General features: G+C 68.9%; 17 protein-coding genes. 2 read left to right on the top strand and 15 right to left on the bottom strand.

Features of this window, described 5'->3' with window-relative positions:
• The first annotated feature begins 32 nt into the window (after positions 1–32).
• The gene (locus ACWDSI_RS09605) at positions 33–1,607 is read left to right on the top strand and encodes a FadD3 family acyl-CoA ligase (protein WP_449756394.1); all 1,575 of its coding nucleotides are present in this window, start codon (positions 33–35) and stop codon (positions 1,605–1,607) included.
• Between the two features lie 22 nt (positions 1,608–1,629).
• Here ACWDSI_RS09605 and ACWDSI_RS09600 read toward each other — a convergent pair whose 3' ends face one another.
• On the bottom strand, positions 1,630–2,448 hold the full coding sequence (locus ACWDSI_RS09600; protein ID WP_449756393.1) for a mycofactocin-coupled SDR family oxidoreductase: 819 nt from the start codon (positions 2,446–2,448) through the stop codon (positions 1,630–1,632).
• Positions 2,445–3,074, bottom strand: a complete 630-nt coding sequence (locus tag ACWDSI_RS09595) for a TetR/AcrR family transcriptional regulator (RefSeq protein ID WP_449756392.1) — start codon at positions 3,072–3,074, stop codon at positions 2,445–2,447. Before ACWDSI_RS09595 ends, ACWDSI_RS09600 begins: the two co-directional genes overlap by 4 nt.
• Positions 3,075–3,215: 141 nt before the next feature.
• Between ACWDSI_RS09595 and ACWDSI_RS09590 the strand changes: the two genes are divergently transcribed.
• Positions 3,216–4,727 carry a bifunctional aminoglycoside phosphotransferase/ATP-binding protein gene (locus ACWDSI_RS09590; protein ID WP_449756391.1) on the top strand — a complete coding sequence of 504 codons (1,512 nt, stop codon included), beginning with the start codon at positions 3,216–3,218 and terminating at the stop codon, positions 4,725–4,727.
• Here ACWDSI_RS09590 and lysS read toward each other — a convergent pair.
• The 13 genes from lysS to folE all read right to left on the bottom strand — a co-directional run bounded on the left by lysS (position 4,711) and on the right by folE (position 15,468).
• Positions 4,711–6,255, bottom strand: a complete 1,545-nt coding sequence (gene lysS, locus ACWDSI_RS09585; protein WP_449756390.1) for a lysine--tRNA ligase — start codon at positions 6,253–6,255, stop codon at positions 4,711–4,713. The genes ACWDSI_RS09590 and lysS overlap by 17 nt on opposite strands.
• A 75-nt stretch (positions 6,256–6,330) precedes the next feature.
• Positions 6,331–6,765: a rhodanese-like domain-containing protein gene (locus tag ACWDSI_RS09580; RefSeq protein WP_449756389.1), complete on the bottom strand. Its 435-nt coding sequence runs from the start codon at positions 6,763–6,765 to the stop codon at positions 6,331–6,333.
• Positions 6,766–7,135: 370 nt separating this feature from the next.
• Entirely contained in the window at positions 7,136–7,537 is a 402-nt protein-coding gene (locus ACWDSI_RS09575) for a hypothetical protein (protein ID WP_449756388.1), read from the bottom strand.
• Positions 7,538–7,549: 12 nt separating this feature from the next.
• Positions 7,550–8,359: a type III pantothenate kinase gene (locus ACWDSI_RS09570; protein ID WP_449746843.1), complete on the bottom strand. Its 810-nt coding sequence runs from the start codon at positions 8,357–8,359 to the stop codon at positions 7,550–7,552.
• A gap of 11 nt (positions 8,360–8,370) precedes the next feature.
• Positions 8,371–8,787, bottom strand: coding sequence for an aspartate 1-decarboxylase (panD, locus tag ACWDSI_RS09565; RefSeq protein ID WP_449756387.1), 417 nt, complete (start codon positions 8,785–8,787; stop codon positions 8,371–8,373).
• A gap of 44 nt (positions 8,788–8,831) precedes the next feature.
• Positions 8,832–9,743, bottom strand: a complete 912-nt coding sequence (gene panC / locus ACWDSI_RS09560) for a pantoate--beta-alanine ligase (RefSeq protein ID WP_449756386.1) — start codon at positions 9,741–9,743, stop codon at positions 8,832–8,834.
• Complete coding sequence (locus ACWDSI_RS09555; protein WP_449746840.1) at positions 9,740–10,771, bottom strand: Rossmann-like and DUF2520 domain-containing protein; 1,032 nt, start codon at positions 10,769–10,771, stop codon at positions 9,740–9,742. The genes panC and ACWDSI_RS09555 overlap by 4 nt, the downstream gene beginning before the upstream one ends.
• 217 nt (positions 10,772–10,988) lie before the next feature.
• Positions 10,989–12,308, bottom strand: a complete 1,320-nt coding sequence (locus tag ACWDSI_RS09550; RefSeq protein WP_449746839.1) for a DUF6779 domain-containing protein — start codon at positions 12,306–12,308, stop codon at positions 10,989–10,991.
• A gap of 93 nt (positions 12,309–12,401) precedes the next feature.
• Complete coding sequence (locus ACWDSI_RS09545) at positions 12,402–12,938, bottom strand: DUF3180 domain-containing protein (protein ID WP_449747002.1); 537 nt, start codon at positions 12,936–12,938, stop codon at positions 12,402–12,404.
• Between the two features lie 2 nt (positions 12,939–12,940).
• Entirely contained in the window at positions 12,941–13,480 is a 540-nt protein-coding gene (gene folK / locus ACWDSI_RS09540; RefSeq protein WP_449747001.1) for a 2-amino-4-hydroxy-6-hydroxymethyldihydropteridine diphosphokinase, read from the bottom strand.
• Between the two features lie 8 nt (positions 13,481–13,488).
• Positions 13,489–13,905, bottom strand: a complete 417-nt coding sequence (gene folB / locus ACWDSI_RS09535) for a dihydroneopterin aldolase (RefSeq protein ID WP_449746838.1) — start codon at positions 13,903–13,905, stop codon at positions 13,489–13,491.
• Positions 13,898–14,794, bottom strand: a complete 897-nt coding sequence (gene folP, locus ACWDSI_RS09530; RefSeq protein ID WP_449756492.1) for a dihydropteroate synthase — start codon at positions 14,792–14,794, stop codon at positions 13,898–13,900. Before folP ends, folB begins: the two co-directional genes overlap by 8 nt.
• Before the next feature lie 35 nt (positions 14,795–14,829).
• A complete protein-coding gene (gene folE, locus ACWDSI_RS09525; RefSeq protein ID WP_449746837.1) occupies positions 14,830–15,468 on the bottom strand; it encodes a GTP cyclohydrolase I FolE in 639 nt (212 codons plus the stop codon).

Here is a 15,468-nt window from a genome sequence, read left to right as displayed (position 1 = left end):
ATAACCTACCAAGCGTTTGCTAGGTTAGCGGCATGGAGTCCACGGTGACGTCGGTCCAGACCACCCCGGCCGCCCTCATCCGCGCGGCACACGAGTGGCCACGGCACACCGCCGTCGTCGACACCCAGTGGGCCGACGAACCCGTCGAGCTGACCTATGCCGAATTGCTGGTCGCAGTACGGGATTTCGCGGCGGCACTGGTCGGGTCGGGAGTCGGGGTGGGCGATCGGGTGGCCGTCTGGTCGCCCAACAGTCACCACTGGCCGGTGGCCGCGCTGGGCGTGCACTACGCCGGTGCGGTGCTGGTTCCGCTGAACACGAGGTACACCGGCGGCGAGGCGATCGACGTGATCGCCCGGTCGCACGCGTGTGTGGTGGTGGTGTCCGGCGAGTTCCTCGGCGCCGATCACTGCGCCGAACTGCTCACCGATTACGGTGCCGCGATGCCCGACGTGGTGGTGCGGGTCCCGCTGCCGCAGGGATCGGAGGACGTGGCGGCCGCGCCGACCGGTGCCGTCGACTGGACCGACTTTCTGCGCCGCGCCACCGACGACACCCGCGCCGAGGCAGACCGGCGGGCCCGAGCCGTGGCACCCGACGACGTCAGTGACATCATGTTCACCTCCGGCACCACCGGGAAATCCAAGGGTGTGGTGGCCGAGCACCGCCAGACGATGGCGGGGGCCCACGCCTGGGGTGCCAACGGCGGGCTCGGCACGGCCGACCGCTACCTGATGGTCAATCCGTACTTCCACACGTTCGGCTACAAGGCGGGCATCCTGCCGTCGGTGTTGTTCGGGGTCACCATGATTCCGCTCGCGGTGTACTCGCCGTCCGCGGCGATGCGGCTCGTCGGGCAACAGCGTGCCACGGTGTTCCCCGGTGCGCCGACCATCTTCCAGACCATTCTCGACGATCCCGCGCGCGGCGATGTGGACCTCTCGTCGCTGCGGCTGGTGGTGACCGGCGCCGCGATCGTGCCGGTGGTGCTCGTCGAGCGTCTGCAGTGCGATCTGGGCGTGGACACCGTGATCACCGCCTACGGGCTCACCGAGGCCAGCGGATTCGTCTCCACCTGCACCCCCGACGACGACGACGTGACCGTGGCGACCACCTGTGGACGGGCGTTCGACGGAATGGAGATCGCGGTGTCGGGTCAGGGTGAGGTGCTCGCGCGCGGTGCGATGGTGATGCGCGGCTACCTCGACGACCCGGCGGCCACCGCGGCGACCATCGACGCTCAGGGCTGGTTGCACACCGGCGACATCGGCACCATCGACGAGCGCGGCAACCTCCGGATCACCGACCGCCTCAAGGACATGTACATCTGCGGCGGCTTCAACGTGTACCCGGCCGAGGTGGAGCAGACCCTTGCCCGGCTCGACGGGATCACCGAATCCGCGGTGATCGGGGTACCCGACGCGCGGCTCGGCGAGGTGGGCCGCGCCTACGTCACCACGCGCGACGGATCGGGACTGACCGAGGACGCGGTGATCGCCCATGCAAAGCAGCATCTCGCGAACTTCAAGGTGCCGCGCTCGGTGATCTTCGTCGACTCGTTTCCCCGTAACCCGTCGGGCAAGATCCTCAAGCGCGAATTGCGCTGACCGCAACTCTTGCGATGGCGGGTCAGACCTTGGTCGCCCCGTGGTCGACGGTCAACTGTGTCCCGGTGATGGTGCGCGAGTCGTCACTGACGAGGAACAGCACGGAGTTGGCGATGTCATCCGCCGTCGAGATCGGCGGATCAAACCAGTACTGCCCCATCGCAGCGGCGTAGGAGGGATTGTCGGCGAAGACCTTCTCCCCCTCGGCACCCATGCCGCCCATCGGCGTATCCACCCCCCAGGGATGCACGGAGTTGACCCGGATCCCATACGGCGCCAACTCGATCGCGGCGGACTTCACGAGACCGACAACCCCATGTTTCGCCGCGCTGTAATGCGACTGGCCCGGAAGGGATTTGATTCCCGCAACCGAACTCGTCGCCACAATCGCGCCTCCGTTGCCGCTCTCGATCATCGACGGGGCGGCTGCACGGAGTGTGTTGAACACACCGGTGAGATTGATATCGATCATGTCCTTCCATCGCTCCACGGTCATCTCCCAGAACCGTCCCCACGAGACGATGCCCGCGTTGGCGACCACGATGTCGAGCCGTCCGAGTTCGTCGACGCCGCGTCTCACAAGATTCTCGAGAGCGCTCAGGTCACGGACGTCGGCGATCTCGTGCACGACACGCTGCCCAGTCTTCTCGATCAGGGACATGGTCTCGTCGAGATCTTCCGGAGTCGCTGCGGGATAGTCTGTTTCGGTCGGTGGGGCACAGATGTCGGTGATGATGACGTCGGCGCCCTCCTCGGCGAACCGAACCGCCTCGGCGCGGCCCTGTCCGCGTGCGGCACCGGTGACGAACGCCACCTTTCCTTCGAGTCTTCCAGTACTCACCGTGTCCTCCTCGGAGTTGTTGTCGATCGTTCCACCTGAGGCTGCGCCAGCAGGTCCATGCTCACCCTGTCCAGACAGTCGCGAGCGAGATCCGCCACCGACGTGGCCTCGTCGCCCACCCACTCCTCCACCGCGATCCGATTGGCGGCGACGACACACGCCGCAGCGAAATAGGCACGGGAACACTCTGATTCGATCCCCAGCCGTTCGGCCAAGACGGGGCGCAATGCGTTGGCGCTACGGGCATGCACCGACTCCCAGACCGGGGCCAACGTGGGCGAGCGCGGCAGTGCACGGAGCAGATCCCGATGCCGCCGACCCTGCGGTCCGTCGAAGGCCGTCACCAGAGCGTTGATCAGTGCGTCCACTATCGGTGTCGTGCTCGACTGTGCGGCGACGGCGTCGACGTAGATCTGCCACCCCTCGTCGAGGATCGGCGCGATCGCCTCCTCCTTCGAGACGAACAGCCGGTGGAAAGTGCGTGGCGACACGCCGGACGACGACGCGATACGCGCGACCGAGGTTTCGGACAGGCCTTCGCTGATGAACAGGTCGAGGGCCACGTCGGAGATCTCTCGTCGTGTCTGCGCCATACGCCGCATCCGCAGAGGTGCCGGTCCGGTCATGGCGCAGACGCTACGCCTGATGGCGTCACACTATGCCGTTTTGACAGAAACTGACGCCAATGGGACCGTATCCTCGACAGCGACGGCGCCACCATCGTCCCCGTCGACACGTCACCGACACCGCGATCCGACAGGCGACTCATGACAAGCCAGGACGAGCCGACCGAGGAGTTGCTCGCGCGGGTCGGCGTGCTCGATGCAAGCGCCCCGTCGCGACGGATCACCACCCACGGCGCCGTGATCATCCTCAACGGCGACCGCGCATGGAAGTTCAAACGTCCGGTTCGATTGCGCTACTTCGACTTCAGTACACCGCAGCGGCGTCGCGCCGCCCTCGACGCCGAGTTTCGACTCAACCGCGACTTCGCACCCGGCCTGTACCTGGGGGTGCACACGATCCGACGGGCACAAGACGGTTCGCTGTCCTTCGACGGGCCCGGCGAGGTGATCGAACACGTACTGGAGATGAAGCGCTTCGCCGACGACGCGTTGCTCGTGGGACGCGCACACCCGGGAGGTCTCGACGATCGCCTGCTCGAACGGCTCACCACCCGAATCGTCGAATCCCACGGCAGCGCGCCCGCCAGTGCCGATCCGAACGGCGCGGCACGGCTCCAGGACGTGGTCGACGGAAACCTGGCGAGCATGTCGGCGTTTCCGGACATCATCGAACCCGCTGCGGCGCAACGGCTCACCGATCGGATCAGCGCACTCGTCAGTAGACACGCCGATCTTCTCGACGCCCGGGCGCGCAATGGTCGGGTACGCCGCTGCCACGGCGACCTCCACCTGGGCAACATCGCGATCATCGACGGTGAGCCGACCCCGTTCGACTGTCTCGAGTTCGACGACGAGATGGCCACCACCGACGTCCTCTACGACCTCGCGTTCCTGGTCATGGATCTCGTGGCGCGCGACCTGCGCCATGAGGCCAACGTTGTGGCCAACGCCTATTTCGACCGTGCGGCGAAGGACGAGGACGCCTTCTGCCTGATGCCGGTGCTCCTTGCGGTGCGGGCAACGGTCCGTGCACATGTCGCGGCTGCGGCACGCGACAGAGAGGGCGCCCATCACTATCTTGACCTCGCGCTGAAGTTCACCGAGCCGGTCCCCGCGCAGCTCGTCGCGATCGGCGGTGGGTCGGGAACCGGGAAGTCGACGCTGGCGCGGGCAATCGGCCACGCGGTGGGTGCGGCGCCGGGTGCGCGAATCCTGCGCAGCGACGTGCTGCGCAAACGGATGGCCGGGGTCGGCATGAACGAACCGCTGCCACGGTCGGCCTACACCGCCGAGAATCGTGGCAGGGTGTACCGGGAGCTGGACCGGCTGGCCGCGGTCGACCTGGTGTCGGGGGTGAGCGTGATCGCCGACGCGGTGTTCGGTTCGGCCGATCAGCGCGACGGGGTTTCCCGCGCAGCCCGTGACACCGGCTGCCCGATGCTTGGCGTGTGGCTGGAACTGTCGGAGTCCGAACGGATTTCACGCATTGAGGCACGCGGTCCCGACGCGTCCGACGCCGACGCGGCGGTGGCCCGCCGGCAGACGCAGACACTGAATGTGCCGGTCGGCTGGATGCACGTTCCGGCCGACGATCGCGCGGCGTCGACAGTGCTGGCGGGCGCCGCGTCAAGCGGGGTCAGACCCTCGGCTTGACCAGCGGGAACAGGATCGTCTCGCGGATGCCGAGGCCGGTGAGTGCCATCAGCAGACGGTCGATGCCCATCCCGGTTCCCGCGGTCGGCGGCATGCCGTACTCCATGGCGGTGAGGAACTCTTCGTCCAGCCGCATGGCCTCGTCGTCGCCGGCCGCGGCCAGGCGTGCCTGGTCGACGAAGCGTTCGCGCTGGATCACCGGGTCGACGAGCTCGGAGTAACCGGTGGCGAGTTCGAAGCCGCGAACGTAGAGGTCCCACTTCTCCACCACACCGGGCACCGAGCGATGTGCGCGGACCAGCGGGGAGGTTTCCACCGGAAAGTCCCGGACGAACACCGGCTGTGCGAGTTTTTCCCCCACCATGTGTTCCCAGAGTTCCTCGACCAGCTTGCCGTGGCCGTACCCCTTGTCCTTCGGGACCTCCAGACCCACCCGCCCGGCGATCGCGAGCAGCTCGTCGACGGTGGTGCCCGGATGCTCGGGGCCACCGTCGGGCACGATCTCCTGCCCGAGTGCCGCCGACAGCGACGGGTACATCTCCAGCGACGTCCACTCCCCCGACAGGTCGTAGACCGAACCGTCGGGCATGGCGGGGGTGAGCGTGCCGAGCGCCCCCAGCGCAACCTCCTGCACCAGGTCGCGCGTCATGAGCGCGGCGTCGTCGTAGGTGCCGTAGGCCTGGTAGGTCTCGAGCATCGCGAACTCGGGTGAGTGCGTCGAGTCGGCGCCCTCGTTGCGGAAGTTGCGGTTGATCTCGAAGACCCGCTCGATGCCGCCGACGATGCATCGCTTGAGGAACAGCTCGGGCGCGATGCGCAGAAAGAGGTCGATGTCGAAGGCGTTGGAATGGGTGCTGAAGGGCCGCGCCGCGGCGCCACCGTGCAGGGTCTGCAACATCGGCGTCTCGACTTCGAGGAAGCCGCGCGTGTCGAGCGCCTTGCGGAGCTCGGCGATCACCTTGATGCGGGTACGGGCGATGTCGCGGGCCTCGGGCCGCATGATGAGGTCGACGTAGCGCTGCCGGACGCGGGTCTCCTCGTTCATCTCCTTGTGCGCCACCGGCAGCGGACGCAACGCCTTGGACGCCATCTCCCAGGCGTCGGCCATCACCGAGAGTTCACCGGTGCGCGAGCTGATCACCTGGCCGTGGACGTAGACGATGTCGCCGAGGTCGACGTCGGCCTTCCACCGGACCAGCGATTCCTCGCCGACACCGTTGAAGCTGATCATCGCCTGGAGCTGGGTACCGTCACCCTCCTGCAGGGTGGCGAAGCACAGCTTGCCCTTGTTGCGCAGAAAGATGACACGGCCGGCGACACCGACCAGTTGCCCGGTCTCGGTACCGGCCTCGAGATCGGGGTGGGCGGCGCGGATCTCGGCGAGGCTGTTCGTGCGCGGAATCGACACCGGATACGCCTGACGCCCCTCGTCGAGGATGCGTTCGCGCTTGTCCCGGCGGATGCGGAGCTGTTCCGGCGTCTGGTCGTCGGTCGCGGACGGGTCGCCGCTGGTGGGGGTGGTGCTCACCTCCCAAACCCTATCGGCCGGTGCGTGGCGGGCGAAAATCGTGGTCGGCGCCCGGGTGCGGGCGTCCGGGTCGATTCAGTGTGCGGAGTAGATCGCCAACTCGCTGCGGCTGATCTCGCCGTTGATGCCCGCGGCCCGTAGCCGCCGGAATCCGCCGACGACGAACACCGCGCCGGTCACCCCACGGGCCTGCAGGTGCCAGGCGAGCCATTCGGCCTCATGACCGTCGTCGCTGATGAGGACCCATCGGCTGCCGGGAACTGCGCTGCGCAGCGCGCCGGGGGTGCCGGGGGTCAAGAGTTCGAGGATGTCGGTGGGAGCGATCGCGAGGGCTCCGAAGAGCGCGCCGTCGGATTGGCGCTTGCGGTGGCTTCGGATGTCGACGGCGACGGCGCCCGCCGACAGCGCCGAGCGGTAGTCGGCGGCCTGCAACGAGAGCGGAGTGTCGGAGACGGGCGCCTGCACGGGAGCGGGATCGAGAACAGCGGGTTGGCGGACCGATGCGGTCATGGGGGAAAACCTCGAAAGTGATCGAAACGAGCGGGGGTCGTCGAGGAGGGCGGCCGCGAGAACGCGGACTCAGCCCTGACAACACTCCAGACAGCTCATGATCACGCAGACGAGTGTGCCACATCGACCGGCCGGCGACCAGATCTGTGAGGGTTTCGCGCTTCGGCTGCGCAAAAGGTCGCACACCCAATCACTGGTTGAGCCCCCAACCGCTCGTCGAGCCCCCAACCGCTCGTCGAGCCCCCAACCGCTCGTCGAGCCCCCAACCGCTCGTCGAGCCCCCAACCGCTCGTCGAGCCCCCAACCGCTGGTCGAGCGTGTCGAGACCCCGGCACGAATACGTGACCCATTCTGTACGTTCGCGCAACGCCTACTGGTCGCTACCCCGCAGCGGCCACTGTTGTGTGCGCGAGGGCAGGGCCAGGGTGATCTCGACGAGCTCGATCAGCAAAGAACGAGCTCGATCAGCAAAGAACAAGCCCCACCCGCAACCAGATGCGCCCGACTCGGGGCCGGGCACGCTCGACCCGAAACTGGGCACGCTCGACGCGGAACCGGGCACGATCGACGCCGATCCGGGCACGCTCGACGCCGATCCGGGCACGCTCGACGCGGAACTGGGCACGCCCGACTCGGGGCCGGGCACGCTCGACCCGAAACTGGGCACGCTCGACGCGGATCCGGGCACGCTCGACGCGGATGTGGGCACGCTCGACGCGGATGTGGGCACGCTCGACGCGGATGTGGGCACGCTCGACGCGGATGTGGGCACGCTCGACGGGGGTCAGCGCCCCCCGCGGGTGCGGGTCTGCTGTTTGCTCCGCTCGTGCACCAGCCGCAGGCCCTCGAGGGTGAGGTGGGTGTGGTGGGTGGTCAGGGAGCGGCTTTCGGGGAAGATCAGCGGAGCCAGGAAGCCGGTGGCCACCACGGTGATGTCACGGCCGTCGAACCCGTCCACGGTGGCACGGATGCGCTCCACCAGGCCGTCCACCTGGCCGGCGAACCCGTACAGAATCCCCGATTGCAGCGCCTCGATCGTGTTCTTGCCGAGCACACTGCGCGGGGGCATCAACTCCACCCGCCGCACCGTCACGGTGTGCTCGCTGAGCGCATCGACCCCCAGGTTCACCCCGGGAGCGATCGCACCCCCGAGAAACTCCCCTTTCGCCGACACCGCGTCGACCACCGTCGCCGTGCCGAACGCCGCCACGATGCAGGGTCCACCGTAGATCTGGTGCGCGGCAAGACAGTTCGCCACCCTGTCGGTGCCCACTTCCTTCGGGTTGTCCACCAGCAGCGGCACACCGGTGCGCACGCCGGGTTCGAGCAGCACGTTGTGGGCGTGGCTGTAGTAGCGGCCCACCATGGTGCGCAGTTCACGCAGCAGCGACGGCACCGTGGAGAGCGCGGCCACCCCGGTGACCTGCTCGACATCGGCGCCGAGCAGGCCTCGGACAATCAGCGCCAGCTCATCGGCCGTGAGGTGCGGGTCGGTGTGAATCCTCCAGTCCCGGAACAGCTTCGAATGGTCACCGGTGCCGGTGAACAGGCCGAGGTGGATGTTGGTGTTGCCGACGTCGACGGCGAGAAGCATGGTGTGTGACCTCAGACCGCAAGGCTGCGCGGATCGAGCAGCCCCGATCCGTGCGGCGCATGTGCGGGATCGGTGCCGGCGTCGATGACCCGGTTGGCGTCGTCGACGAAGACCACATGCGGCGAGTAGTCCCGCAGCTCATCACGATCGAGCATGCCGTAGGCGATGATGATCACCAGATCACCGGGATGCACGAGATGTGCTGCCGCACCGTTGATCCCGATCACCCCCGAGCCCCGTTCGCCGGCGATCGCGTAGGTCTCCAGGCGCGCTCCGTTGGTGATGTCGACGATGCACACCTGCTCTCCCTCGAGCAGATCGGCGGCGTCGAGCAGATCGGCGTCGATGGTGACCGAACCGACGTAGTGCAGATCGGCCTGCGTCACCGTGGCGCGGTGGATCTTGGAAGTCATCATGGTGCGGAACATGCTGTGCTACCTCGTGTTCGATGGTCGATCGCCGGGCCGGGCGGTCAGGTGGGGTTCTCGTCGGGGTTGGACAGGTCGATGCCGATGGCCACGCCGACGTTGTCGATGAGTCGCGCCGCTCCGAGCCGGGCCGCGACGAGAAGCCTGCCGTCGCCCTTCTCCGGCGGCTCCTCCAGCGACCGTCCCCGTAGGGCCAGGTAGTCGACGTCGATCTCCGGCCGGCTGGCGAGAACGGCTTGTGCCGCAGCCAGAATCGCGTCGCGGCCGCCCGGTGCGGCATGCGATCCGGCGGCGAGTGCCGCCGACAACGTCACGGCCACCTCACGCTGTTCGGGGGTGAGATACCTGTTGCGCGACGACTTGGCCAGCCCGTCGGCCTCGCGCACCGTCGGCACGCCCACGATCTCGACGTCGAGATTCAGGTCGTCGGCCATCTGGGTGATCAGGACGAGCTGCTGGTAGTCCTTCTCACCGAAGTACGCCGCGTGCGGGGCGGCGATGTTGAGTAGCTTGGCGACGACGGTGAGCATCCCCGCGAAATGTCCTGGGCGCGAAGCACCGTCGAGGATGTCGCCGGCCGGGCCGGGTGAGATGGTGGTGCGCGGACCATACGGATACATGTCGGCGACCGTCGGCGCGAACACCAACTCGACACCGAGGGAACGCAGTAGGTCGAGGTCGGCGTCGAAGGTGCGGGGATAGGCGTCGAGATCCTCGCCCGCACCGAATTGCAGCGGGTTGACGAAGATCGACACGATCACCACCGCGTCGCCCTTGGATCGCGCCGCGCGCACCAGTTGCGCGTGTCCCGCGTGCAACGCGCCCATGGTGGGCACCAGCACCACACGCTTGCCCGCGCGGCGCAGCGCGGTGCTGACGCGGTGCAGGGTTGCCGGATCACGGTGCACGGTCAGGGTTCCCGCGACGTAGGAAGCGGCGTCGAGCGGAGCGGTCACGGGGCCTCCAAAATGTCGCGCAGGTCGTCGGGGGCGTCGGTGTAATCAGCGGCACGAAGGGCCAGCACCCGGTAGGCGTCGGCGATCGAACCGGGTGACCGGCCGCCGGGCAGCGCCCGCAAGGCCGCGAGATGATCGGCGACGGCGGCCGCGTCGCCACGCGCCACCGGCCCGGTGAACGCGCCCCGTCCGAGTTCGAGGACATTCTGCAGGGCCGCGGTCACCAAAGGTCCGAGAATCCGTTCGGCGAGCAGCACCGAGTTGCCGTCGACGGTCGCCGCGTCGCGCCCGGGCGCCCCGGCGTCGCCCTCGATCGCAGCGTTCATCGCGCTCACCGCGTCGCAGATCAGCGCCACGAGGTGGTTGGCCCCGTGGGCCAGCGCCGCGTGATAGAGCGTGCGGTTCTCCTCCGCGATGCGAACGGGTTCACCGCCCATCTCCAGGACCAGTGCGGACGCGATCGCAACGCCCACCTCGTCGGCCGCGGTGATGCCGAAACACGCCTGCGCCAGGCGTGCGGTGTCGTCGTCGGTGCCGATGAACGTCATCGCGGGGTGCACCGCGAGCGGCAGCGCACCGAGCCGGGTCAGTGGGTCGAGTATCGCGACACCGTGTGCACCCGCGGTGTGCAGCACCAACGTGCGGGGGCGCAGTCGGCGAGTGGCCGCGATCTCGGCGATCACCGAGGGCAACGCGGCGTCGGGGACGGCGATGACGAGGAGTTCGGAACGCGACACCACGTCGGGCAGGTCCAGCACCTGCGACTCTGGGAGCCGGGCTGCGGCGCGACGCCGCGATTCGGGTGATCGCGCCACCACCCCGACGACCAGGTGGCCGGCGCGTTCGAGCGCCTCGCCCAGCGCGGTGCCCACACGGCCCGCGGAGACGATTCCGACGGTCAGCCGAGCGGGGGTGGGAAGGTTACTGACCCCGGGGAGCACGGATGCGGCGGCCGACGGATCGGCCCCGTGCCCGGCGCCGTCGCGGCGCATCGGGGGCACGGCATTGTCGCCGTTCGGTGAGGTCACCGGTGTCCTCCAGGGTCGTTCCAGTCCCGCGATCGTCAACGGGTACCAGACGTTGCACCGCAAGGTTAGGCGGTGGGCGACGGCAATGGCCAATACGTGTGATCGGGGTCACGGCGCCGACGGTGGCTGGTCGGTACAGAACCGTCACCTGTCGAGATCGTGAGGTGCACCGGTGCAGGTCGCCTGCCTCAGCGGTGACCTTTCTGTACGCGCCGCGTCAGTCCCCGCGGCGACGGCGTCCGCCGCGAGACTCCGACGACGCCTGGCGCAGTTGATTGAGGAGTTCGGCGGCGGGAAGGCCCGCCGAATGGGCCGCATCGTGGTCGGTCTCGCGACGGCGACGGCCACCACCGAGGTCGGCGACGGTCCGCGACGACTCGCCGGCACCACCGCTTTCGTGACGACCGGCAGTGCTCTCGGACTCGGCAGCAGGCGCGGGTGCGGCAGCGGGCGCGTGCTGTGCGGCCCACTCGTCGGTGGGGGTGTCGTCGACGAAGGTCGGTGCGGGGGTCTGCGGCGGCTGAGACATCTGTGGCTGGGGTCCCACGTAGAACCCGCCGGAGAACGGGGTCGACAGGGGTGCCGAGGGTGCCGGTGCCTCGGTGGGCCGCGGTTGCTCCACCGGGACGTCGGGAGTCACCTCGGCGACCTCGGCCTCGGCGACCTCCGCTTCAGCGACCTCGACCTCGTCGGGGACGACGTCGACGGGAACCTCGGTCACGGTGACCTCGTCGACGGTGACCTCGTCGACGGGGACCTCGGCGGCCGGGGTCTCTGCGTTGGGGTTCGGCTCGACCTCGTCGGCGGGCAGGCCGAACCCGGCGCCCGCGAACGGCTCCTCCTCGGTGACCACCGGAATGATCTCGGTCATCTCATTGGGATCGATGGACGCATCGAATGCCGAGGACTCGTGCCTGCTGGGTGCGTCCGCCGCCGGTACCGTCGCGGCGAAGTCCTGCGCCGCCCGCACGCTGTCGTCGTGCGCGAACTGCGAGCCGGAGAAGCCGGAGCCGGGATAGGAGGGGCGGCCGTAACCGGTGTCGGACCCCACACCACCGAGCCCGGAGGCCAGCTCCCGCAGTTTCTCGTTCGGCAGTGCCGTGCGCTGATCGGGCAGCGCTTGTCCCAGCAACTGCTCCAGGCTGGCCCGCAACGCCAACACCTGCGCCTTGAGTTCGGTGAGTTCGGCGCCGGTCTCCTGGCCGATCTCCTTGCGGATCGTCGCCTCGACGTCGAGTTCGTACTGACGCCTGGCCGCGATCTCGCGTTCGAGCTGCAACTCGTAGACCAGGCGCAGATCGCGACTCTTGCTCTCCGCCGACTCCGCCTGCCGACGGAACTTGGTCACCAGGATGGCCCCGATCACCGCCGCCCACAGCGCGGCGATGACAGCCAGGGAGCCGACGATGCTCACGGTGTCCGTGAAGACCATCAGGATGCTGGCCGCCACGGCGAGCACGATCAGCAGACCGAGCAGCCATTGCGCCACGCGACCAGAGCGTCGGGTCTCGGCGGAACGGCCGTTCGAGGTCGTCATGTCCGTGAACTTACACTTTGAGTTGCCCCGCGACGGACAGGCGTCAACGGAGAGTCACGATTAGTGACCCGAAATGGGTGTTCGCGATCGTCCTCACACGGCTCCGGGATGCCCGTCCGGATGTGGCTCCGCGGCGTCGTCGGTGGGGTCGTCGGGGGCCCGGCAGCAGTATTCGAGCCAGAGCGCCGCGACCATCAGCACCGCGCCGCCGATCAGCCCGATGATGGCGCCGGGCCGATCGTGGTCGGCGGCGGTGAGGTCGTGCTGATTGAGCAGGAACACCAGCATGCCGGTCCACACCCCCACCGCGACGGCGCCCAGAATCGCCGACGCCTTGGCCAGCGCCAGCACGCGTGCCGCGGTCAGCGGATGCAACTGTCCGCGGGCCCGACCGACCTGGCGGTCGGCCACCCGGGCGCGCACCACGAACGCGATCACCGTCTCCAGCGCCGCCAGGATGTAGAGCACAATCCCGGCCAGCAGGGGCAGCGGCGGCAGGTCGGAGTAGTTGTAGCGCACCAGAATCCAGGAGATCAGGGCCACCACCACGGCGATGAGCGCCAGATCGCGGACGCGGGTGGGACCCAGACCGGGCTCGTCGTCGTCCGGGGTCTTGCCGGTGGGACGCATGCTCATCGCCCGCTGCTCCCTGTTGCGGCGCCCAGGTCGGCGGCGGTACCGACCACGCTGACCCCGGCGCGTTCCTCGTCGGGCAGACCGGCCACCAGATCGGCGACTCGACGCTGCCCGTGCGATGTCCACAACGTCGCGTCCGGGTCGGCTTCGAGCCACGGCATCAGCACGAATGCGCGCTGGGCGGCCCGCGGATGCGGCAGGGTGAGCACCGGGTCGTCGCTGACGATCTCGCCGTCCGCATCGCGCACGGAGATCACGTCGACGTCGAGCGTGCGCGGACCCCAACGCACCTCGCGCACCCGCTCGGCGTGTCGTTCCAGGTCGGCACCGGCCTCGAGCCACTGCCGGGCGGTGCGTTCCCCCTCGACGATGAGGGTGATGTTGTGGAAGTCGGGCTGCTCGACGCCGCCCCACGGCGCGGTGGCGTACACGCTGGACACAGCGACTGTCTCGCCGGCGAACCGGTCGAGCACCGACCGCAGGTGTGCGTCGCGGTCGCCCACGTTGGTGCCCGCCGACAACACCGCGCGGGTGATGGTCGACGTCACCTGGCATCACCCATCGTGGTGGGGGACCCCGACGATCCCCGTAAGCCCGACGATTTGCGGGATCGGCGCGTCACCACCGCGACGTCGGCGAAGTCCAGTGGGATCGGTGCCGACGGTTTGTGCACCACCACCTCGCAGGCGGCGACGCGTTCGTCGTCCATGACCGCATCCGCGATGTCGCCGCCGACCGCCTCGATGAGGTTGCGGGGCTCGCCGGAGACGATGGCGTGGACCTGCTGCGCCAGCCCGCCGTAGTCGACGGTGTCGGCGAGGTCGTCGCTGGCCGCGGCCACCCGCAGGTCTGCCCACAGCGTCACGTCGATGATGAAATCCTGTCCGTCGCGTCGTTCGTGCTCGAACACGCCGTGATGTCCGCGGACGCGTAGGCCGCGCAGTTCGATGCGATCAGCCATCGGACCGACCGCTCACACCCGACCACTCGCTCAGGCCTGACCGACCGGGCAGCGGCGCCCGGCCCCGGCCGCCCGAACTCCACGCCGCGGCGACGAGCGCCGCATCGTGGCTGGCCTGCACGTCGTGCACGCGCACACCCCATGCGCCACCTGCGGCGGCCAGCGCGGTGATCGCGGCGGTGGCGGTTTCCCGGCCCGCCGGCGGCCGGTCGACGCCGTCGCGGGCCAGCAACGTGCCCAGGAAGCGTTTGCGCGAGGCCCCCACCAGCACCGGGAACCCCAGTCCGACCAGCGTCGGCAGCGCGTTGAGCAGCGTCCAGTTGTGCGCGGCGGTCTTCGCGAATCCCAGGCCCGGGTCGAGGATGATGCGGTCGGGGTCGACGCCGGCGCTCACCGCCGCGTCGACCTGGCCGAGCAACTCCCCGCTCACCTCGGCCACCACGTCACGGTAGCCGCCGGTGTCGTCGACGCGGTGGGTGAAGCGACGACCGTCGTCGGCCTGATCGGCGGCCGGGCGCCAGTGCATCAGGATCCACGGCAGGCCGGCGTCGGCGAGCAGCGGTGCCATGTCGGCGTCGGCGCGGCCCCCCGACACGTCGTTGACGATCGTGGCGCCGGCCTCGATGGCGGCGGCTGCGACGGCGGCCCGCATGGTGTCCACCGACACCCGCGCGCCACGTGAGGTGAGCGCGGAGATCACCGGGACCACGCGGGCGGTCTCGATCTGCGCGTCCACCCGGATCGCGCCCGGTCGGGTGGATTCACCGCCGACGTCGATGATGTCGGCGCCCTCGGCCAGCAACTGTTCGCCGTGGGCCACGGCCGCATCGGTGTCGAGGAAGCGGCCGCCGTCGGAGAACGAATCGGCGGTGACGTTGAGCACGCCCATCACCCGGGTCCGTTGCGAGGTCACGGCCGTCGAGGTCACCGCGTGATCAGGTCGAGCGCCTCGCCGCGGGAAACGGCACTCGACTTGAAGATGCCGCGCACCGCCGACGTGGTGGTGCGGGCACCCGGTTTGCGGATCCCGCGCATCGCCATGCACAGATGCTCGGCCTCGATCACCACGATCACCCCGCGCGGATTCAGCCGGCGCACGATCGCGTCGGCGATCTGGCTGGTGAGCCGTTCCTGCACCTGCGGTCGTTTGGCGTAGAGGTCGACGACCCGGGCGAGTTTGGACAGGCCGGTCACCTGACCGGTGTCCCCGGGGATGTACCCGACGTGCGCGACACCGTGGAAGGAGACCAGGTGATGCTCGCAGGTCGAGTACATCGGGATGTCCTTGACCAGCACGAGTTCGTCGTGATCCTCGTCGAAGGTGGTGGCCAGCACCTCGTCGGGCTCCGTGTAGAGCCCGGCGAACATCTCCCGGTACGCGTTGGCCACCCGCGTGGGTGTGCGCCGCAGGCCTTCCCGGTCGGGGTCCTCCCCCACCGCGAGGAGCAGCTCGCGCACCGCTGCCTCGGCGCGTGCCTGATCGAAATACCGACCGTCGGGTGTGGTGTTGCCCGCCGACAATCCGTCCGGCGCGGCGACATCCTGCCTGTCGCTGATCGTCAT

Source organism: Gordonia sp. NPDC003429 (assembly GCF_053588575.1).
Note: the sequence above shows the minus strand (reverse complement) of the source record. Positions and strands in the feature narration are given on the sequence as shown.